The organism is Gordonia sp. UBA7860, from assembly GCF_002500165.1.
Taxonomy (GTDB): Bacteria; Actinomycetota; Actinomycetes; order Mycobacteriales; family Mycobacteriaceae; genus Gordonia; species Gordonia sputi.
Genome location: NZ_DLSO01000007.1, coordinates 36774 through 57395, shown reverse-complemented (window position 1 = coordinate 57395; position 20622 = coordinate 36774). Strand labels below are relative to the sequence as shown.

General features: G+C 66.0%; 22 protein-coding genes and 1 pseudogene. 11 read left to right on the top strand and 12 right to left on the bottom strand.

All coding sequences use genetic code 11. The features are described 5' to 3' along the window. The 5 genes and pseudogenes from B3T59_RS01055 to B3T59_RS01035 all read left to right on the top strand — a co-directional run. Nucleotides 1–378: pseudogene (locus B3T59_RS01055) on the top strand (hypothetical protein); the annotation flags it as partial. A 58-nt stretch (nt 379–436) separates the two neighbouring features. Beyond that, the gene (locus B3T59_RS01050; RefSeq protein ID WP_006898139.1) at nt 437–1660 is read left to right on the top strand and encodes an XRE family transcriptional regulator; all 1224 of its coding nucleotides are present in this window, start codon (nt 437–439) and stop codon (nt 1658–1660) included. Nucleotides 1661–1681: 21 nt separating this feature from the next. Next, nucleotides 1682–2881: a tyrosine-type recombinase/integrase gene (locus B3T59_RS01045; protein ID WP_006898140.1), complete on the top strand. Its 1200-nt coding sequence runs from the start codon at nt 1682–1684 to the stop codon at nt 2879–2881. Beyond that, nucleotides 2871–5117 carry a tyrosine-type recombinase/integrase gene (locus B3T59_RS01040; protein ID WP_287001278.1) on the top strand — a complete coding sequence of 749 codons (2247 nt, stop codon included), beginning with the start codon at nt 2871–2873 and terminating at the stop codon, nt 5115–5117. Before B3T59_RS01045 ends, B3T59_RS01040 begins: the two co-directional genes overlap by 11 nt. Continuing rightward, nucleotides 5114–5497, top strand: coding sequence for a hypothetical protein (locus B3T59_RS01035; RefSeq protein WP_006898142.1), 384 nt, complete (start codon nt 5114–5116; stop codon nt 5495–5497). Before B3T59_RS01040 ends, B3T59_RS01035 begins: the two co-directional genes overlap by 4 nt. Nucleotides 5498–5616: 119 nt before the next feature. Here B3T59_RS01035 and B3T59_RS01030 read toward each other — a convergent pair whose 3' ends face one another. The 3 genes from B3T59_RS01030 to B3T59_RS01020 all read right to left on the bottom strand — a co-directional run bounded on the left by B3T59_RS01030 (nt 5617) and on the right by B3T59_RS01020 (nt 8201). Continuing rightward, complete coding sequence (locus tag B3T59_RS01030) at nt 5617–5778, bottom strand: hypothetical protein (protein WP_156150509.1); 162 nt, start codon at nt 5776–5778, stop codon at nt 5617–5619. Further along, entirely contained in the window at nt 5779–6174 is a 396-nt protein-coding gene (locus B3T59_RS01025) for a hypothetical protein (RefSeq protein ID WP_006898143.1), read from the bottom strand. Nucleotides 6175–6236: 62 nt separating this feature from the next. Continuing rightward, nucleotides 6237–8201 (bottom strand): heavy metal translocating P-type ATPase, encoded by a 1965-nt coding sequence (locus tag B3T59_RS01020; protein WP_039868140.1) that lies wholly within the window; start codon nt 8199–8201, stop codon nt 6237–6239. A 96-nt stretch (nt 8202–8297) separates the two neighbouring features. Between B3T59_RS01020 and B3T59_RS01015 the strand changes: the two genes are divergently transcribed. From B3T59_RS01015 to B3T59_RS01005, 3 genes are all read left to right on the top strand, one after another. After that, entirely contained in the window at nt 8298–8696 is a 399-nt protein-coding gene (locus tag B3T59_RS01015) for an ArsR/SmtB family transcription factor (protein ID WP_006898146.1), read from the top strand. Between the two features lie 114 nt (nt 8697–8810). Beyond that, a complete protein-coding gene (locus B3T59_RS01010) occupies nt 8811–9050 on the top strand; it encodes a heavy-metal-associated domain-containing protein (protein WP_006898147.1) in 240 nt (79 codons plus the stop codon). A 171-nt stretch (nt 9051–9221) separates the two neighbouring features. After that, nucleotides 9222–9806 (top strand): YdhK family protein, encoded by a 585-nt coding sequence (locus B3T59_RS01005; protein WP_006898148.1) that lies wholly within the window; start codon nt 9222–9224, stop codon nt 9804–9806. Between the two features lie 26 nt (nt 9807–9832). Here the strand turns inward: B3T59_RS01005 and B3T59_RS01000 are convergent, their stop codons facing one another. After that, complete coding sequence (locus tag B3T59_RS01000) at nt 9833–10159, bottom strand: hypothetical protein (protein ID WP_231650302.1); 327 nt, start codon at nt 10157–10159, stop codon at nt 9833–9835. An 87-nt stretch (nt 10160–10246) separates the two neighbouring features. Here B3T59_RS01000 and B3T59_RS00995 point away from each other — a divergent pair, with 87 nt between their 5' ends. From B3T59_RS00995 to B3T59_RS00985, 3 genes are all read left to right on the top strand, one after another. Next, on the top strand, nt 10247–12142 hold the full coding sequence (locus B3T59_RS00995) for a heavy metal translocating P-type ATPase (protein WP_006898150.1): 1896 nt from the start codon (nt 10247–10249) through the stop codon (nt 12140–12142). Nucleotides 12143–12295: 153 nt separating this feature from the next. Beyond that, complete coding sequence (locus B3T59_RS00990; RefSeq protein ID WP_287001281.1) at nt 12296–12910, top strand: TlpA family protein disulfide reductase; 615 nt, start codon at nt 12296–12298, stop codon at nt 12908–12910. Further along, complete coding sequence (locus B3T59_RS00985; protein ID WP_045540370.1) at nt 12907–13716, top strand: cytochrome c biogenesis CcdA family protein; 810 nt, start codon at nt 12907–12909, stop codon at nt 13714–13716. Before B3T59_RS00990 ends, B3T59_RS00985 begins: the two co-directional genes overlap by 4 nt. A gap of 110 nt (nt 13717–13826) precedes the next feature. Here B3T59_RS00985 and B3T59_RS00980 read toward each other — a convergent pair whose 3' ends face one another. The 8 genes from B3T59_RS00980 to B3T59_RS00945 form a co-directional block, all read right to left on the bottom strand. After that, on the bottom strand, nt 13827–14765 hold the full coding sequence (locus B3T59_RS00980; RefSeq protein ID WP_006898153.1) for a M56 family metallopeptidase: 939 nt from the start codon (nt 14763–14765) through the stop codon (nt 13827–13829). Between the two features lie 4 nt (nt 14766–14769). Further along, the gene (locus tag B3T59_RS00975; RefSeq protein WP_006898154.1) at nt 14770–15123 is read right to left on the bottom strand and encodes a BlaI/MecI/CopY family transcriptional regulator; all 354 of its coding nucleotides are present in this window, start codon (nt 15121–15123) and stop codon (nt 14770–14772) included. A 49-nt stretch (nt 15124–15172) separates the two neighbouring features. Then, nucleotides 15173–15601, bottom strand: a complete 429-nt coding sequence (locus B3T59_RS00970) for a hypothetical protein (protein WP_006898155.1) — start codon at nt 15599–15601, stop codon at nt 15173–15175. Continuing rightward, on the bottom strand, nt 15591–15932 hold the full coding sequence (locus tag B3T59_RS00965; protein ID WP_287001276.1) for a hypothetical protein: 342 nt from the start codon (nt 15930–15932) through the stop codon (nt 15591–15593). Before B3T59_RS00965 ends, B3T59_RS00970 begins: the two co-directional genes overlap by 11 nt. A 35-nt stretch (nt 15933–15967) precedes the next feature. Beyond that, nucleotides 15968–16891, bottom strand: coding sequence for a M23 family metallopeptidase (locus tag B3T59_RS00960; protein ID WP_006898157.1), 924 nt, complete (start codon nt 16889–16891; stop codon nt 15968–15970). A gap of 303 nt (nt 16892–17194) precedes the next feature. Next, a complete protein-coding gene (locus tag B3T59_RS00955; RefSeq protein WP_287001275.1) occupies nt 17195–18406 on the bottom strand; it encodes a L,D-transpeptidase in 1212 nt (403 codons plus the stop codon). A 142-nt stretch (nt 18407–18548) separates the two neighbouring features. Then, entirely contained in the window at nt 18549–20036 is a 1488-nt protein-coding gene (locus tag B3T59_RS00950) for a multicopper oxidase family protein (RefSeq protein WP_006898159.1), read from the bottom strand. A gap of 257 nt (nt 20037–20293) precedes the next feature. Then, nucleotides 20294–20545 (bottom strand): hypothetical protein, encoded by a 252-nt coding sequence (locus tag B3T59_RS00945; protein WP_006898160.1) that lies wholly within the window; start codon nt 20543–20545, stop codon nt 20294–20296. Nucleotides 20546–20622 lie beyond the last annotated feature (77 nt).

Sequence of the window (20622 nt, the reverse complement as noted above, 5' to 3'; positions counted from 1 at the left end):
GCGTCGGTCATCCCGGAGCAGGGCGAGCGTCTAATCGTGCGCACCGGCCCGGTTCCGGTGACTCCCGACGAGCGGGACTCCGGCCCGGCGGAGGCCGACTGGGTGCTTCCGTTCCCTGTTCCCGATCCGGAGCAGCAGATTCCCTCGGGCCCAGTGGAATGGTTCGTGCTCTACTCGTTCACGCCGGACTCGGTGCAGGTGGCCGAGGTTTTTCTGGCGGCGGTGGTCGGGATCGATTCATCGTCGACGGTGGCGATTTTGGCGTCGACTCCACTCCCGCGGCAAGTGCAGCCTCGTCAGGTCGTCGCCGAGAACGACGACGACTTCGGCGACCTGCTGGGCAAGGCTCAGGAGGGCGACGGTCCTTCGCCGGCCTAGCGGAACTGTCAGACCCGGTCGCTACCGTCAGTCGGCGAGTGTTTGAATCGGGGACGTTATGACCACATGTGAGGTGTACGGACTCAGGGTCCGGCAAGCGAGACTGCTCCGACGGATGACCGCCAAAGAAGTACTCGCGAAGATGGGCTGGTCTGGTGCGCGGTTGACGCGGATGGAGCGCGCGGAGACCGTCGAGTTGGCCGTCCAGGACGTCGATCATTTGAGTGAGGTTCTGCGGTTTCCTGCGGAGTTCTTCACCACCGCACCGGTGTCGCGGGTCGAGCCGTCGGATCTGTCGTTCCGGGCGCCGAAGGCGATGACCGCTGCCGAGAAAAATCGGATGGCGCAGGTGATGGCGTTGTCAGGTGACTTCCTGCTCCAGTTGCATGCTGCGCAGAAGTTGCCGCCCTTACTGATTGAGCCCAGACCGACGTTGGATCCTGTCGCTGCGGCCGCGGCGGCCAGGGAGATGCTCAATGTCGGACCGGATGCGCCGATTGCGGACCTGACTCATCTGATGGAACGAAGTGGGATCCCGGTGATGATGCGGAGTGAACGATTCGGATCCCAAGGCCTGGAAGGCAATTCACGCGGACGTCTGGAGAAGCATCTCGGGTGCTCGGTGTGGATCGGAGAATTCCGGGAACGGCCTCTGGTCGCGTCGCGGGAGTTGGACTCGTGGGAACGGACGCGGTGGACGCTCGCACACGAGCTCGGGCACCTGATGCTCCATCGCAATGCCGGTGAGATGACCGACGAACGCGAGCAAGAGGCCTCGCGATTCGCTTCGGAGTTCCTGGCGCCGTACGCGCATGCGTCGGCATCGTTGCGTAGTGCACCGTCGTTGGTGAATCTCCTTCCGGTGAAGATGAAGTGGGGCATCTCGCTCGGCGCATTGCTGCGCCACTTCTACGAGTCCGGCGCCATGGACGAGCATCGTTACGAGACGCTGCGCAAGCAGTTGTATACGCGGGTGAATCCTGATACCGGGTTCACCTGGGGCCGCACCGAACCGGGCTGGGACGATCGGCTTCCCGAGCGTCCTCGCCTGATGAGCAGGTGGGTCGAAGCGGTGTACGGCACCAAATCTGTGCAGGCTCTGGCCGCACGCCGATTGATCCTGCCGGTCGATGTGATCGGCGAGTTGATGGTCGGCCAGCGAGGGCCGGCTCAGAAGGCTGTAGCAACGCCGGCGTCAGCGGCCGCGCCGTCGGTCACCGGCCGCCGCGGCGCGGTTGTCGAGGTCGACTTCGCCGGCGCTCACCGTTCGCGGCAAGCGTGATCGTCGGCGGAGGTGGCGGTGATGGCCCGAGCACAGCGAATGAGATTCCCTGACCGGCCCGACTCCTACACCGTCGTCGACGACACCGGTCTACCCGTTCTGCCTGCGCACGAGTTCCTGCGGTTTCTGCGCGATCAGGACCGCTCACCTAATACCGTCCGCGGCTACGCCCGTGGCCTGGGATACTGGTGGACTTTGCTTGAGCATGTCGGCGACGAGTGGGACCAGTTTCCGGTGTCCCGGTTCGGCGACTTCCTGACCTACCTGCGGTACGGGGACCTGCCCGGCGTGACGCGACTGTCCGAGCGGGAGAGGTGGCTCGCCGAATCCTCGGTCGCCACCTACAGTGCTGCTGTGCTGGCGCTGTACACCTTCCACGCCGATGCTCATCACCTGATCGAACCGTATGAGCGGCTCTACAGTGCCCGCCGGACCCAACGCTGGGCGAGCCCCTACAAGGGCTTCCTCGACGGTGTCGGCCCGCACCGCGATCACCGGCGGCCGTTGTACCGGACTCGGCTGCCGAACCAGTCTGCGACGCCGGTCCTGGATCCAGCGCAGGTGGTCGCGATCCTCGACGACTGTGCGGTCCAGACCGACACCGGCTGGACCGGCGGCCCTGTCGGACTCCGCGACCGACTCATGATGGCGGTCCTGGCCGAGACCGGCATGCGCCTGGGTGAAACGTTATCGTTGCGGCACAGTGACTTCCACATCACTGGCGGCGTCACCCCATCCATCGACATCGTCGGCCGCGATGATCATCCTCACGGCCTGCGCGCCAAAACCGGGGCTCGCCGCATCTACATCGGTGACGACTTGGCCGCGCTCTACACCGAGTACGTGTGGATGCTCGTGCAGATGTGCGCTGACGTGCTCGTGGAGAACCTGGATTCACATTTCGTGTTCGTCAATCTCGTTCGCGGGCAGCAGTTCGCGCCGATGCGGGTGGAGACCGTGTACGCCCGGGTCGACCAGGTGCGGCGCCACCATCCCGACACAGTGCCGGCCGACTGGTCGCCGCACTGGCTGCGTCATACGCATGCGACCGCGTTGCTCCTCAACGGGACTCCGCCGCACGTGGTGATGCGGCGCCTGGGCCACCAGGATGTGCAGACCACTCTCTCGACCTACGGATGGGTGACCGAAGACGCGCAGATGCGGTCCCTGTCGCAGTGGAAGAACTACGTCGCGGGCTGGAGGGGAATCCATGACACCTGACCACACCCCGCGGCTGATACCTGCCGACGCCGCAGATCCCTCCGGGGACTCTTTGTGGGAGGCGCAGTGGGCGCGGGTCCCCGATCAATGGCGGCAGCTGCGGTACCGCATCGACCAGGCGCCCGCCGATCGCGTGTTTCTGCTCAATCGGCGGTACCTGCGGAACCCGGACGGGCACGACTTCACCCCGCAGTCGGTTCCGCTGCGCTTGCAGCAAGAGCTGGCGTGGTGGGTGTGGCTGTGCGGTGCCGACGGACTCCGCAAGATCGAACCGTCCCTGCTGCGCTGGTTCTCCCTGACGTTGACCGCGGCCGTCGCCGACTATCAACGAGTCCACGGTGATCCACCGACGTCGGTGACCGACCTGGGTGTCGCGGACCTGACCCGGTCGGCGCTGGTGGGGTTCGAGCAGCGCAATGCCCGCCTGGCGTCGGCGAACTCGCGCCGCAACATCACCAACTTCATCGAGCAGATGCACCTGCACGTCAGTGTCCGCTGCGGCACCAAGCCGTGGTGGGAGCACGACATCTGGGATCTGCGAGCCGATCGGCGGATCCCGCAACGCGAGCACGAACCGGCCCACGACAAAGCGCTACGCTTGGACACCCTCGAACCGCGCTGGCTCCGCGACGGTGTCCGCTTCTGGTTGCGGACCGCGCTGAGCACCGAACTGCTGCGGTGGTCGTCGGCGGTGGAGCGGGCCCGCACCCTGTCCCGCCTTCTCGGGCCGTTCCTGCAGGCTCAGGGCATCGACGATCCAGTGATCAGCACCGACCCCGCAGTATTGCGTCAGGTGTTCACCGACTTCTCCGGCTACCTGCACTTACCGCAGGCCTGTGCCCGGCCTGGGCGATTGTTGTCGGCGTCGGCCGTCGACGAGGCCCGCAGCCAGACGCAGGTGTTCTACACGTTCATGGCCGACCACGCCCCCGAAGCCGCGGCGGCGACCGGCGATCGTCGCTGGCTGGCGGTCTCGGCCGCGCACACCCGGCTGTGGGGGCCGGCGTTCCGGACTCGGCACTCCTCCCGCGTTCGGGAGTTGACCTGGTACAGCACCAGCGAACTGCAGCAGATGCTGTGCTACCTCGACGTCCTGTCCGCCGACCGCGGATTCCCGGTGTCGATCACCCACCCCGACCGAACCCTATCGGTCGTTGCCGGCCTCGGTGACCCGCAGACCGCCCGCATCTGGCTGCTTCAAGCCCTGACCGGCCGCCGAGCCTCGGAGATCCTGATGCTCGACCACGAACCCCTGGAGGCGATCCCTGGCATCGAACGTCCCGTAGACAGTAACGACCCCGATGCGTTCGTCGCCAAACTCCGGTACCAGCAGACCAAGGTCGACGGCGTCATCCCGACGATCCTGGTTGAGCAGGCCGTGGTGAACATCATCGCCGAACAACAACAGTACAACCGAGACCACTACCCGGACCTGACCCCGAAGTACCTGTTTCTCGGGGTCCGGCACCAATTTCAGGGGCAACGCCCCCGCCCGTATGCCTCCTACCGATCCGCACTGGCCAAACTCGACCGAGTCCACGGACTCACCGACAGCGCCGGAAACCCTCTGAGGTTCACCCAAACCCACCGGCTCCGGCACACCCGGGCGACCGAGCTCCTCAATGACGGCGTCCCCATCCACGTCGTGCAGCGCTACCTCGGACACGCCTCACCCGAGATGACCCTGCGATACGCGGCCACCCTCGCAGCCACTGCGGAAGCGGAGTTCCTCAAGCACAAGAAGATCGGCGCCCACGGCGCCGACCTGGGCATCAGCCCCACCGACGTCTACGACATGACCCAACTGTCCCAACGCACCGACCGCGTCCTCCCGAACGGCGTCTGTCTGCTGCCGCCCTTGCAGACCTGCGACAAAGGCAACGCCTGCCTGACCTGCGGTCACTTCGCCACCGACCGCACACACCTCGACGAACTCGCCGACCAGCGCACCCGTACCGAGTCGCTTCTCCAGGTGCGGCGCCGCCAATACCACGAGCGCACGGGTCGGCAACTTTCCGACGAGAATGTCTGGGTCCACGAACGTCTCCGCGAGATCGCCTCGCTCGATGCCATCATCGCCCGACTCGCTGCCGAAGAGGACCAGGCATCGGCCGATCGCGATTCTGCGGTGGCCGGGGCCGGCACCTCCGATCGGCGACCGCTGCTGCAGATCCAGACTCGAGGGCTGCACGAGATCGCACTAGGGAAAGCTGAGAACCGAGGTGATGGGGTATGACGCCACCGACTGATCAGGCGATCGCCGCGCTCAACGCCCACGCACAGCAGCGCTCCGCCGACGTCCGGACTCGGATTGAGAAGGCCCTCACCGCCATGCGGAGATCGGGGGCCACAATCAACATCAACGCCGTCGCTGTACGTGCCGGCGTCACCCGCAAGACGATTTACAACCATCCGGACCTGCGGGAGAAGATCCGCGCCCACACCACCATCGCCCCGCCACCCGAGGCTGCAGCCACCGACAGCTCCATCGTGTCGGCGCTTCGCGCTCAGTTAACGGCCAACGATGCCGAACTCCGTCGCCTCCGCGCAGAACTTCGCGCCAAGGACGTGCTGATCGCCAAACTCTACGGCCGGCTAGACACGGCGGACGAGTGACGACAGACCGCCGACGATTCTCGGGTAACCGGCGCACGTCCCGTCCCACGGTTCGAGAACGTCATTGCGCACATCGCGCCCAACCGTAGGGCCATCGGCTGATTCGTCTGTTCGCCAGCCTAGTCAGCAGGATCGAGGAGGTCGTCAATGACGGCATCCAGTCGTCGCCGAATGTGCTGTGGCGGTCCCACCACGGAGTCGACGAGGATCTCGGCCTGAGCAACGGCATTGATTCGACTGCCGATCCGCCAGGAGGCCGCAAACGCGGCGTCAGTGTCCACCTAGCCACCCACCAGAGTTACGGCGGCCGCGATGAGCGTGCCTCGGAAGCGGCCGGGATCGTCGGCGATGACCTGTGCCGGTGCTCGATCATCCAGGCGCGGATTGCGTCCTTGGAACCAGGCTTGGATCAACGATGGGGTAGCGCCGAGCTGGTGTTGCAGGGCCGCCACGCTGTAGGCCACCTTCAAACGGGCTCGGACGTGGTCCGGGACTGCGGCCGCGTGTGTGATGTAGTCGCTGACCGCAGCGGTGCTGGGCGCGCCGGCCAGATACGCAACCAAACGCGCACCGAGCAGCGTGCGCAGTTGGTCGACCAGTGTCGCGTCGTCGAGGGCGTCCAGATGCACTGTCACACGATCGTGGACGGCGGCAACCGAGGGCCGGACCGATTCCATGGATGTCATCGTCGCACACACAAGCCGCCTGATTCGCCGCCGTTTTTCGGAGGCTCCGCTGATCAGTGCCCAATCATTCGTGGCCACGCAGAACGCCGGAGCAGTCGCAGACCATTGAGCCCGACGATGATGGTGGACCCTTCGTGGCCGGCGACACCGAGTGGCAGAGGCAGCGTGCCGAGCAGGTCCCAGAGCACCAGTACCGCAATGAACGTCGCCGCGATGATGAGGTTGGCGACGACGACACGGTGCGCCCGCCGAGCAAAAGCGAGGACCGAGGGCACTGCGGTCAGATCATCACGGACGACGACGACATCGGCAGCCTGCAACGCCAGATCAGAACCGGCGCCGCCCATCGCGATCCCAACCTCGGCCGCAGCGAGCGCGGGCGCGTCGTTGACCCCGTCGCCGACCATAGCGACAGTGCGACCGCCAGCGTGCAGGGCGGCAATGGCGTCCGTTTTGCCCTCCGGGAGCAATTCAGCATGGATGTCAACGATGCCCACGTCGGCCGCGACGCGTTCCGCGGCTTTTGCGTTGTCACCGGTCAACAGGACGGTACTCACTCCATCGCCAGTCAGAGCGACCACGCTGGCGGCCGCGTCGACGCGTTGCGAGTCGCCCAGAGCCAACACTGCGATAGCCGCCCCGTTGTCGACGACGATGACCGCGGTGTCGCCTCGCGTTTCGGCGGCAGCAACGAGTTCGGCGACCTCGACCGCCGCGGGGGTGTCCGAGGTGTGTGGAGACACGACCGCGATCTGGTGCCCGCCAACAACGCCGGTCACACCGCTCCCCGGCTGCGCGGCAAAGCCTTCCACCGGCGGGACCGATAGCCCTCGCTCATGGGCAGCTGAGACGATGGCCGCCGCCAGTGGGTGTTCACTGAGTGACTCGACGGCTGCGGCGACGCTGAGGACCGTGTCGATGCCGTGGCCGAGGTCGAGGCCCTGCCCGGTGAGGTCGACGGTGGCCAGGACAGGACGGCCGGAGGTGATTGTGCCCGTCTTGTCGAATGCGACAGTGTCGATCGTCGACAGATTTTCCATGACCACCGCTGATTTGATAAGGACGCCGCGGCGACCTGCGTTGGCGATGGCGGCCAGCAACGGCGGCATGGTCGCCAAGACCACCGCGCACGGCGACGCAACGATCATGAACGTCATCGCTCGCAGCAAAGACGGCTGCAGTTCGGCACCGAACGCGAGCGGAATCGCGAACACCAGGAGCGTGCAGGCCACCATGCCGATCGAATACCGCTGTTCGACCTTGTCGATGAACAGCTGTGCTCGCGCCTTCGTCTGCGACGCTTCGGCGACCATCGCCGCAATACGCGCGACGACCGAGTCGGCGGCAGGCCGGTCAGCGCGGATTGTCAGTGCGCCGGTGCCGTTGACCGTACCGGCGAAGACCTCGTCGTCGACCCGCTTGATCACCGGTAGCGGCTCCCCAGTAATGGTGGCCTGATCGACTTCACTGGCACCGTCGATGACGGTGCCGTCGGCGGCGATACGCTCACCGGGGCGGACCCGGATCACGTCGCCAACGACCAACCCCGCGGCGTCAACGATCTGCTCGTGCCCGCCGGCGCCAAGGACCGTGGCCCGACTCGGCGCAAGGTCGAGCAGTCCGCGCACCGAATCCTCGGTGCGAGCCGTCGCCCAGGCCTCCAAGGCGCCGGAAGTCGCGAAGATGACGATCAACAGGGCACCGTCGGTGACCTGCCCGATCGCGGCAGCACCGATCGCGGCCACAACCATCAGCAGGTCGACGTCGAGAGTCTTCTCGCGCAACGCCTGCAGACCGGACAGCGCCGACTCCCACCCACCGACGACATAGCAGGCCAGATATAGCGTCCACCACACTGCCGGCGCCGTGCCGCCGAGCTGCGCGGCCAGCCCGGCCACGAACAACACCAATGCGGCCACTGCCCATCGGACCTCGGCAAGGTCCCATGGACGGGTCCGCGCCCCGGCATAGCCACGCCTCGCGGCACCCCTGCTTTGGTCGACCTGTGTCGTCGCCATGTCCATCCCGGGTCACTCTCTCTGGTTCGAATCAATCACCAAATCAGAATATATGAACACCTCTTCATGTGAGTAGTGCGAAGTATGATGTTGATCATGGGACACCGGATCGGCAGTGGCGGCGAGACAACGACCTCACTCGACGCGGCGACCGCCGACCGCGTCGCCACCACCCTGCAGGCTTTGGCGACTCCGAGCAGGCTGCGGATCTTATCCGAGCTTCAAGGCGGAGCCATGGCTGTGGGAGAACTTGCGGCGGCCGTGCAGATGGAGCCGTCCGCGGTCTCGCACCAACTACGACTGTTACGGAACCTGGGCCTGGTCACGGGGGTACGCAACGGCCGCAGCATTGTGTACAGCCTCTATGACACCCACGTCGCTCAACTGCTTGACGAGGCCGTTTATCATAGCGAACACCTCCGTCTCGGTCTCACTGATCAGTACACCGCCGAGACGCCCGAACGGTCACGTGCAGACGTAGTCAACCGCAACTGACCGAGTCGCCCCACACCTGGCAGCTCTCGCCAGGTCGCCTGACCTGCGATGCGCGGCGGCACTCTTGCATCACGGCCGGCGGCAGGTATATCGTCATCGGAACATCATACCCCCATGGGGTATCAACTGGAGAGGTGGGAAGACATGTCGTCGAGCGAGTATCAGGTAACAGGCATGACGTGCGGGCATTGCGAGGCCTCGGTGCGCGAGGAAGTCGCAGCCGTAGAGGGTGTTCAGGACGCTCAGGTGAGCGCGCAGACCGGCAGGCTCGTGGTCACCGCCGTCGGCCTCGTCGACGAGGCCGCGGTGGTCGACGCAGTCACAGCGGCCGGCTATTCGGCAGTGCGGATTTGATGGACGCCAGCTCGCGTCCTGCTGTCGGCGTGACGTTCGCGGGTTAACGCACTTTTACACCTTCAGCCCTGTGCGGCCGCCGAGCAAAGCGCAATCGGCCGACAACGGAGAAAACGGCGATGCACCACACCGGTGCGTCGTTCGGTGAGATCAGAGTGGATAGGAGACCACATGCGCAAGCCTCTCATGACGGCCGTCTCGGCCGGAATACTCGTCGGAGTACTGGTTCTGGCCGGTTGCAGTGCCGGCGAAAGCCAGGACCACCAAGGCCATGACAGTGGCAGCATGGCCAGCAGTGCCGGAGCAATGAGCGATTCGCCGATGGACCACCCGATGGACGGCGGACCGGCACCTGCCGGCATCAAGGCGGTCTCAGCACCCAAGTTTCCGATCGGCAGCCAGGTCATGCTGACCGCAGACCACATGGCGGGCATGGACGGTGCGCGGGCCACAATCGTCGGCGCCTTCGACACCTACACCTACTCGGTGAACTTCACCCCGACCACCGGCGGCCAGCCGGTCAAGGATCACAAGTGGGTAGTCCAACAGGAGATCAAAAACGCAGGAGATCGACGTCTGGCCGATGGCACCGAAGTCACCCTCGAGGCCGATCACATGACGGGCATGAAGGGGGCGAAGGCAACAATCGCCAGCTCCACCGACCAGACCGTCTACATGGTCGATTACGAGGCGGACGGCATGAAGATGACCAACCATAAGTGGGTCGTCGAGAGCGAAATTCAACCGACGTCTTGAGCCGGGGGTGGTGACGACTTCAACAGTCACCAACCCAGCTGGGGAATGACGATGAGGAAGGCAGCAGGATGACTGACCCCCACGCGCACCACCACCACCGAGACGTCGGCGGCGCCCCCATACACGGCGTCGACCGCCATGACGCGGCAGTGCCTGAGAGCCACAATGCTGTCGCAGACCCACCGCACAGCGGGCACAACGAACACGGCGAGCACGGTCGAGATCACAACGACCACGCCGACCATCACGGAGAGCATGGCACCCCCAGCGGGCGTAGCGGGCACCTGGACCACGACAGTGGACACGGAGACCACAGTGGGCACCGGGACCACCACGGTGCGCACGGGGGGCATGGTGGGCACGGTGACCACGTCGGGGAGTTTCGCCGACTGTTCTGGATCAACCTCATCATCGCGGTTCCGGTAATCGCCTTCTCGCCGATGTTCGCGATGTTGGTCGGCTACTCGGTCCCCGGCTGGGCCGAATGGATCGCGCCCGCGCTCGGCACCGTGATGTACCTCTGGGGCGGCTGGCCGTTCCTGGCCGGCGCTCTGAGCGAGCTGCGGACGCGGAAACCCGGGATGATGCTTCTGATCGCACTGGCGATCACGGTGGCGTTCTTCGCGTCCTGGGCGGCGACGCTGGGACTTGTCAGTCATCAACTGGAGTTCTGGTGGGAATTGGCGCTGCTGATCGTCATCATGCTGCTGGGCCACTGGATCGAGATGCGGTCGCTGGCCCAGACCACCTCGGCCCTGGACTCCCTGGCCGCGCTTCTGCCCGACCAAGCAGAACGTGTCCGAGACGGGCAAATCGAGGCCGTGGCCCCCGCCGATCTGGAGGTCGGCGACACCGTCGTCATTCGCCCCGGCGGGGGCATCCCAGCCGACGGCCGGATCGTCGAGGGGCGTGCGGCGATGGACGAATCGATGGTCACCGGTGAGTCCCAGACGGTCACCCGCAGTGTTGGCGACACCGTGACCGCGGGGACGGTCGCTTCCGATTCAGGACTACGAATCGTGATCACGGCCACCGGCGACGAGACGACTCTCGCCGGGATCCAACGGCTTGTCACCGATGCTCAGAACTCGTCGTCTCGTGCTCAACGACTCGCCGACACCGCGGCCGGATGGCTGTTCTGGTTTGCCCTCGGAGCCGCGGCGATCACCGCGATTGTGTGGACGGCGATCGGCTTGCCCGATGATGCGGTGGTTCGCACGATCACCGTCTTGGTGATCGCGTGCCCGCACGCTCTGGGCCTAGCGATTCCGCTCGTCGTCTCGATTGCGACCGAGCGTGCGGCCCGGGGCGGCGTACTCGTCAAAGACCGACTTGCGTTGGAGAGCATGCGGACGGTCGACAGCGTCCTATTCGACAAGACCGGCACGCTCACCCGGGGCGAACCCACTGTCACGGATGTCTTTGCCGTCGACGACGTCGACGAGGATCAGTTGCTGGCGTTGGCGGCGGCCGCTGAGTCCGACAGCGAGCATCCCCTCGCACGCGCGATCGTCGGCGCCGCCGATCGCCACAGCCTCAGAGTCCCGACCAGCAGCGATTTCTCCTCATCGCCCGCAGTGGGGGTCACCGCGACGATCGAGGGAACGACAGTGCGGGTCGGGGGCCCGCACCTGCTCGCCGAAGAACACCTCAACGAACTGCCTGTCGCTGATCGCTGGCGTGCGGACGGGGCGATCATCTTGCATGTCATTCAAGACCGGCGGCTGATCGGCGCATTGAAACTCGCCGACGAGATCCGCCGCGAGTCACGCGAGGCTGTCGATGCGCTCCATGCGCAGGGCGTCGAGGTCGTGATGATCACCGGTGACGCTGAAGCTGTCGCGAATGCCGTTGCTCATGAACTCGGCATCGACCGTGTCTTCGCCGGTGTCCGTCCCGAAGACAAGGCCGCCAAGGTGCAGGAACTGCAGACCGAAGGTCGCAGGGTGGCGATGGTCGGAGACGGGGTGAACGATGCTCCCGCGCTCGCCCAGGCCGACATCGGTCTGGCGATCGGCGCAGGTACTGATGTCGCTATCGCCTCGGCCGGTGTCATCCTGGCCAGCGACGATCCCCGCTCCGTGCTCTCGGTGATCGAACTGTCGCGAGCGGCGTACCGCAAGATGAAACAGAACCTGTGGTGGGCGGCCGGTTACAATCTGATCTCCGTCCCGCTCGCGGCCGGAGTGCTTGCACCCATCGGATTTGTCATGCCGATGTCGGTGGGCGCGATCCTCATGTCGTTGTCGACCATCGTCGTGGCCCTGAACGCACAACTGCTGCGCAGACTCGACCTGCATCCAGGATCAACGACGCGCGCAGTCTTGGACCGCTAGCCGGGTTAGTCCGCCGCCGGCCACCGTCAGCACCCGGGCATCGATCACTCTCACCATTTACTAAGCAAGTTAGTACTACTCTCCTTAGTAGATGGAGGTGGTTGTGTGGCACCCGGACACATTTCCGAGGACAGGTACCGGATCGACGAGAGGATGCCGGACTGCGCGCGTGGCCGTCGGCGACGCGCGCAGGCGCTCGTCGGCGCGATGCTCATCGGTGCCACGGTGCTGACCGCGTGCGGTACCGGCACTGATGCCGTGTCTGCGGTGCGCGCCAATCAGTTCGTCTCCCCTGACGGTCAGACGGTCATCGACTACGCGCCCGCCATGCGGCGTGCGATCGGCGCGGTCGAGGGTGAGGACTTGTTCGACCGGGGAACTGTCCGGCTCGCCGATTACCGCGGTGACGTTGTTGTGGTGAACGTGTGGGCTTCGTGGTGCCCACCGTGCCGTACCGAGTTTCAGGCACTGGAGAACGTCTACCGCGACACCCGCGCCCGTGGGGTGCAGTTCGTGGGGATCAACTTTCGTGATTCGCGCTCGACCGCACAGGATTTCACCACCGACCGCAAGGTGCCCTATCGGTCGATCTTCGACTACGGCGGCGCCACCCTTGCCGCACTCGGAGTCCCCGTGGGTGTTGTCCCGACCACTCTGATCCTCGACCGCCAGCACCGCCCAGCGAAGCTGTTCCTTCGAGCGATCACCGAGGCCGAATTGCGTGCTGCCGTTGTGACGGTGGCCGAGGAGAAGGCGGCGCCGCAGTGAATCAGTGGTTTCTGGCGGATCTGGGAACGACGTTCGCGGCCACGGTCACCAGTGGTCCGCTGCTGCTGGGCCTGGGTGTCGCGGCGCTGGTCGGGATCATCTCTTTCGCCTCGCCGTGCGTGGTGCCTCTGGTGCCGGGCTACCTGTCGTATCTGGCGGGGCTGGTCGGTGCCGAAGCTCCCGCCGTCCAGGTCGGTGAGGGCCCCAAGTCCGGCCGGTGGCGGGTGGTTGCCGCGGCAGGGCTGTTCGTCCTGGGCTTCACGCTCGTCTACGTCCTGGCCACGGTGGCGCTGTTCGGTGTGACCTCGGTCTTCCTCGATCAGGCCCGCCTGGCAGTGATGCAACGCGTCGGCGGGGTCGTGACCATCGTGATGGGCTTGGTATTCGTCGGCGTGGTTCCGTTCTTCCGGCGAGAACGCCGCATGACGCCTCACCGCCGCACCGGTATGGTCGGCGCGCCGCTGCTGGGGGCCGTGTTCGCCATCGGGTGGATACCGTGCAGCAGTGCCACCCTCGGTGCCGTCATCGGGCTAGCGATCAGCACGAACGGCGACGCGCCGTTCCGCGGCGCGCTGATGGTCGTCGCGTACTGCTTCGGCCTCGGTGTCCCGTTCGTGGTCCTGGCGTTCTCATCGGCATGGGCCGTCCGCAGCCTTGGCTTCCTCCGCCGCCACGCCCGCACCATTCAGATCGTCGGGGGCGTCCTGCTGGTCGGTGTCGGCGTGATGTTGGTGACGGGCTTGTGGAATGTGTTCGTGGACTGGGTCCGAATGGCGCTGATCAACGACGTCGTCCTGCCCGTGTGACCGGGCGCCCAACGAGCCTGGCCCCGGCCTGACGGTGCGCGTCGGCGTGCGGACTCTCGATCACGATCGATGCGACGGGCCGGGCGAGCACCGGCCGGTTCCCAGGAGGGTCAGGCGGGGCAGGCAGCCAGGAAGACGGTGGCCAGACCGGCGAGGAATAGCAGAATGGGGAACATCGCGGCCGCTGTCGGGGCAGCGTAGGACGAACTACGCGACGGTCGCGTGCCGGGAGCGGCGGAACGGCCCAATCGATGCAACCGCAGATCGACGCAGTCACGAGCGATCCCCAGAGCGCCCGCCGGCGCGGTCGGGTGAACGTGCGTGATCGCGCGGACGACGGCAGCGTCGCCGTGCTCATGCGCGGCGTGTGCGTCGGCGTCGAACTCGACCAGGGCGCGCACGATGGGACTCGCCTGCCGAGTCAGTGGTAGCCAGGGCACCGCGTGCGAGAGACAGTCGGCGACGCGGACGAACAGATGATGGTGACCATGGACGTGCGCCTGTTCGTGAGCCATCACCGCCGACAACGCCGCCGGGTCCAGTCGCTGCCGCAGCCCTTCGCTGGCCACGATCAGGCCCTCGGTCCGTCCGGGCGTGCTGTAGGCCATGGGTGTGCTCGTCGGCAGCCACAGTGGCGACCGGGCGCCCGTCGGGTTCAGCAACCGCGCGAGCAGTGCGTGGTGCGCCCCGATCTCGAGGTCACGGCGACGGGCGGTCCGCCAGAACGCCGCAGCCCGCCACCCGGACACGGCCAGGACGAGGGCGAACACGCCTGGCCCGGCGACCAACTCGAGGGTGCGGCTGACCGCACTGTCGAGTCCGTTCAGGCAGGTCTGCAACACCCCACCCACGACGCTCGCGTGGCCGGGAATGGCGACGATGGCCACCGAGCTCGCAGCGGCGACGAACACGCCAGCGGTCAGCGCCGCCCACACCCGCAGCAGGGTCCTGGCCGTGAGTCGATCACGCGCGATCAGGACGTCGAGGACCCGGTCACCGATCAGAGCCGCAGCCAGCGCACTCACGCCCAACAGTGCTGCCGTGACCACCGCGTCAGTCCCGTTCCCGCAGGCCCTGAGCGATTGCTGCGCTTTCCTGGTCGGAGGCGTGCCGCACGAAATGCAGCAGCGCCCCAGACGGGTCGCCGGCGTCGGCCAGCACCGCACGCAAGGCATCGCTGACGGTCTGCTCACGCGACTTGAGCGAGTGATACCAGTACGCCCGGCCGCGCCGGTCGCGTCCCAGCCACCCCTTCTGGTACAGGTTGTCCATCACCGTCATCACCGTCGTGTACGCGGGTTCGCGCTCCGCGTCCAGCCCTTCGAGCACGTCGCGGACACGTTTGTCCGCGTCATCGCGCCAGAAGACCTCCATGATGCGTGCCTCCAGCTCGCCCAGACCGTGCATCGCACACCTTTCCCTCACGCCACTGCACTGACTGCGGCAAACCGCGCAGTCAGGCCGCGACCGCGCATCGCCGTTCGCCCTGCAGCCGTCGCTGCAGGGCCCAACCCAACAATGCCACGGACACCACAGCCAGGATCGGCTGCAACGGCGCCCAGACGGTCAATGCTCCACTGACACCGACGACCGCGACCACCACCTTGTTGCACACCGGGCATCCGACAGCCAACGCCGAACCGACCGTCGCCCAGAGTTTCTTCTCCATCCGCGGCGCCGTCCGGGCTTGAATGTAGGTGGCCGCGATCAGGCCGCCCAACACCGCGGTCGCCAGCCAAATCGGGTAGTTCCACCACAGGGTCGGCGTCATGCGTGAATACCACGGCGTGTCGATCAGTCCGGACGGAATACCGACGGCCAATCCGATCGCGATGGCCGTGACTGCTGCCACCACCCAGCGCACCAGGGACCACTCACGCAGCATGGCCACTCCTTCTTGTCTTGGTCAGCATCTGTGTCTCGGCCCGTCGAGTCGAGTCGGTCTCGTCCGCCGGGTCGGCAGTCGTCGAATCACGGCGAACGTGCGCGGTGAATACCAGTCGCCGCAGCAGCGCTCGCGCGGCGAGCGCCACGATCGCCGCTACTATTGCCGCCCACACCCAATGCCAGGTCGGCGGCCAGCCGAGGCGGTGCGCATGCGGGCGCCCTCGCAAGTCAACGGTCTCGGCATAGACCAAGATCATTGCACCGCTGAGGACTGCTGCGAGAACGCCGACCGCCACGGCGAGTCGATGACTGACCCTTGTTCGCGTCACTGCCAACCCCTCCATCTACTAAGCAACATAGTAGGTCAGTGTCGGCGGTCGCGCACCTGCCCCCGAGCCAGCACCGACACGTCCGGAGGCGTCGCAGTCGGCGGCGGCGATGCCTCGGTGGCGATGGTGACGCCGCGGGCCTGCAGCCACGGCAGCGGATCGATCGCCGTCCCGGCGGGGTCGGCGACCTCGAAGTGCACGTGCGGCCCGCTCGACACCCCGCGGCTGCCGACAGTGCCGATCTGCTGACTCATACGCACACGGTCGCCGACGTTGACCGAATTCTGATCGTTGTGACCGTAGGTCGTGACAGCACCGTCCGCGTGACGGATACGGATCCACAGGCCGAACCCCTCCGCAGGCCCTGAGTTGATGACCTCGCCGTCCTCGACCGCCAGGATGGGCGCTCCCAGGCGGTTGCCGATGTCGATGCCCTGATGACCGCGACCGTCACCGAACGTGGAGGTCAGGACACCGCCGGGGGTGGGGGTGGCCGCAGTCTGCCCGGGAGCGGGGCGGGCGCCGTCCGGGGCGAGGTGATCGGAGGATCCCCCGTGCGAAATCGACGGGTCGTGCGGCGCGACCGCGGCAGCGAGTGTCGCCAGTAGGCGCCCCACAGGGACCGCGTCGAGGATCAATGGCGCCTGCCCACCGAAGGCAGTCCCGGCGGCCGCGAAGCACCCCAGAGCTCCGACCCGATCGCCTGCGGCGGGGTCGGTCTCGGCAGAGACGGTCAGACATGAGGTCACGGTGGCCATCGGGGCCAGCAGCTTCACCAGTCCGTCAGGTCCGGCCACGGCCCGCACGCTGTCTTTAACGATGGCCGCCAGCTCGACCACGACGTGACCGTCAACACCGTTGGCGGTCTCAGCCACGGCGGGCGCTGGACTCAGCGTCCCCGCCGCAACCGCCGCGGCCAGACCAAGAGCGACAGGGGCGGTGCCCACCCAGTGCCGCACCCGAGGTGCGAGCGTTGCCGATGATGGCGAGGAGGTGAGTCCGACGAGGGGATCTCTAGTCATGGACGCCACTATGACACTTGCGCACCACTGGCACCACCAGCACCAAACCGGACATTCGACGGAATGGGCAATGCGTGTGCGGGCCGCCTTCAATCGCAGAACATGGAGGTCAGCGCGGTCGACAGGTCGATGTCAGCGCGGGCTGCAACGCCGTCGATGTCGACCCAATGATCTACTAAGCGCCTTAGTAGATCGTTGCGGGAGTGAGATCTATTCGTGATCGTCTCGCAGGAGTTCTGATCAGGCCAGCGCACTGCCTGCTCGCCATTGCTCCCAGGGCACGCCCCAGTCGCCGTTCTGCCAGAGCTCCAGCGGCGCCCCGCCGGTGTTGCGGACCTCGACGACGTCGCCCGGGATCGAGAACTGGTAGAACCAGCGGGCGTTGGCGCCGTTGAGGTTGAGGCAGCCATGCGAGAGATTCGTGTTTCCTTGCGCCCAGACGGTCTCGTCCAGTTGATGCAGATAGACACCGTCGGTGCTGATCCTCGTGGCGTAGGCGATGGTTTGCTTGTAGCCGAGCCTGGAGTTGATCGGCAGACCGTAGGTGGACGAGTCCATGACGACCGGATTCGCCTTATCCAGCACCGTATAGATGCCACGCTGAGTCCAGAAGCTGATCTCGGTGCCCCCGATGACCTCAGTGCCACCCATCCCCATCGAGGTCGGCATCGTGCGGACGAGGTTGCCGTTCTCGTACACCTTGACCTGCTTGGTGCGATCGTCGGCGATCGCTACGTGCGAGTCACCGATCGTGAAAGTCGCCTCGGCATCTTCTTGACCGTAGAGGCCGCCGCCGAGGTCGGCGCCGTAGATCCGCGCCTCAACGGTGACCTCGGTGCCAGGACGGTAGTACTCGCGCGGCCGCCAGTGAGCGTTCTGGTCGTCGAGCCAGTACCAGGAGCCCTCGACTCCGGGCGTGGTGCGGACCGACAGTCGCCGCTCGGCTGCGGCGCGGTCACCAATCGGCTCGTCGAAGTGAGCAACGATGACGATTCCGACGCCGTAGGTCCCTCCGGTCGACAGTGGCGTGCCGCCGGTCGTCTGCAGGGTGACGCCGGCCTGATTGTCGGGGGTGAGCGTGGTGAACGACCCGGTGCGCGAGGCGCGCTGTCCGCCGCCGCGAGCCGTGGCGGTCACGGTGTACGTCCGGCCATAACCGAGCGGTTCACCGACCTTCCAGGAGGAGCGGTCCGGTGTCATGATGCCGACGACAGGCCGCCCCCCATCGTTGACGAGCGTCACGTTCTCCAGGGTGCCGCCGCGCACAGTGGCCACGACCGGGGCAAGGGGATCGACTCCGCTCGCCCCGTCGTCGGGGGTGAGCTCGATCGACGGCGCGGCCGACGCAACCGACGGATCGGCCACCAGATCCCGGGATGGCTGCGAACACCCTGCGATGATCACGGCAGCAAGAAGGAAGGCGGCAGTACCGCCTCTAGGGAATTTGACCATGGGATACGACCTCTCGTGTGCACAGAACGCGACCGCGAGGGGCGAAACCACCCCATCTACTAAGCAGCTTAGTAGATGGGGTGATCGAGGTGTCTCAGTCGGCCCGCGATGTACCGGTCTAGGTGCCGCAGGGCTGGTGCGTCTACGCGTATCGGAGAGTGGTCATCATGCCCGTCTCCATGTGATAGATGTTGTGGCAGTGCAGAGCCCAGGCGCCGGGGTTGTCGGCGTCGAGGTCGACGTTGACGCGGCCCATCGGACGGATCAGCACCGTATCCTTGCGCAAACCCGATCGGTCGGGCAGCGACCAGGTGTGGCCGTGGATGTGCATCGGATGCACCATCATCGTCGAGTTCGTGATCTGCATTCGCAGCCGCTGGCCGGGCCGGACAGTCAGCGGTGTGTCCTGGCCGTACTTCTTGCCGTTGATCCCCCAGGCAAACGGCGACATCTGCCCGTTCAAAGTGACTTTGAGTGTGGTGTCGGGATCGCGGTCGGGCAATCGTGCCGATTCCGCCGCGGCCAGGTCATCGGCGCCAAGAAGTACTGGACCCTCGAGTTCGCGCGGGCGGATGGTGCTCGGCGGGGCCTGTCCCGAAGCTGTCCGCAGGAGCGCCAAGGCTTGGCCACTCTTGCCTTCGGCCGCCGCGACAAGCGGGAACACGCCATCTCCGGCGGTGATGGTCACGTCGTAGCGCTCACCCATCGCGACGTACAGGGCTCCGGTCTGCTTGTCGTTGACCCGATGTCCGTCACTGTGCGTCACCGTCATCGTGTGGTCGGCGAGTGCGACCTTGAAGACCGTGTCCGATGCCGCGTTGATCAGTCGCACCCGGACTCGTTGACCCGGTCGGCAGCGGAACTCGGTCGGCGCCTCCGGAACCCTGCCGTTGATGAGATAGTGCGGGTAGGCGACGTCTCCGGCGTCACCCAGCGACGAATTGCCGTGGTTCATTCCCGGCATCGACGAGTGATCCATCCCGCCCATGCCCGACTTCAACGGTCCGGAATCGGCCTGAAAGTCGGCCAGAATCTGATCGGGACTCTTCCCGACCCCGTCCGTCCAGTCGTCGAGGACGACGATCCATTCCGCGTCGTAGTCGCCCGCATCGGCCGGATCATCGATGATGATCGGCGCGTACAGACCTCGATCGAGCTGTGCCCCGACGTGGGGGTGGAAGAAGTGCGTCCCAGCATCGGGGGCCGTGAAGGCGTACACGAACCGGTTTCCGGGTGCGATCGCCTGCTGCGTGACGTCTGGGACTCCGTCGGCTTCGTTGCGAAGTCGGATGCCGTGCCAGTGAACGGTCGTCGGCGCAGGAAGTTGGTTGTCGACGTTGACTCGCAGGAAGTCGCCCGCAGTGGCGCGAACCACTCGCCCGGGAACCTCGTCGCCGTAGGCCCAGGTGTTCGCGATAATGCCCGCACCGAGGTCGACAGCCACCGGTCGGGCCGTCAAAGACGCCTCCACCACCTTCTGCCCCGGCTTCGGCGACGCCTGCAACGGTGGTCCCGGCAACGGCGACGACTCAGGGCGTTGAGGGCGGTCCGGGCTGCACGCGCCGAGTACCCCGACCCCCAGCGCCGCCAACCCTCCGATGAGCACCGATCGCCTCGAAACCTCAACCATCCTGATCAGCCTTTCTGGTCCGCACTGAATCCGCGAGCATGTATCGCGGACGTCCACTCCCAGAGTCGTCTCCGACGCGCCGGGTAGCGACCCTCGCGGACGATCTTGAGGAAACCTTGAACCGATGCTGACGATACGAATGTGGCCCCTCACCGTCGCCAGCATTGGAACACGCACAACGGCATGTCCTGGCTCACTGTTCAACGGGAACTATCACCAGCCCCACAGGCCTGACCACTGCGCCGACTGGTCGGCTCTCACCAGTTTGGAGGCCCCTGGGGGTCGTCGCGAATCAGCCGAACCATCCGCGTGTAGTCCACGTCCGAAATCTCCCCGCACGCCAAACGCTGGCCGAGGACAGACTCGGGGTCCAGCTTTGAAGAGGCGCGTATCGACGAACGGATCGCCAGAGTGATTCCGACGGCGATCAACGCCCAGACTGCGATCAGTACGAGCAGCATCCAACCGTGCCCGAAACTGCCCATGTGGCCGCCGTTAGAGAACATCATCGCTACACCTCATTCACCGTCGATCCAACAGTACGCCCGCCGACCGTGGCAGACCGAGTCTCGCCTGCACCGTGAAT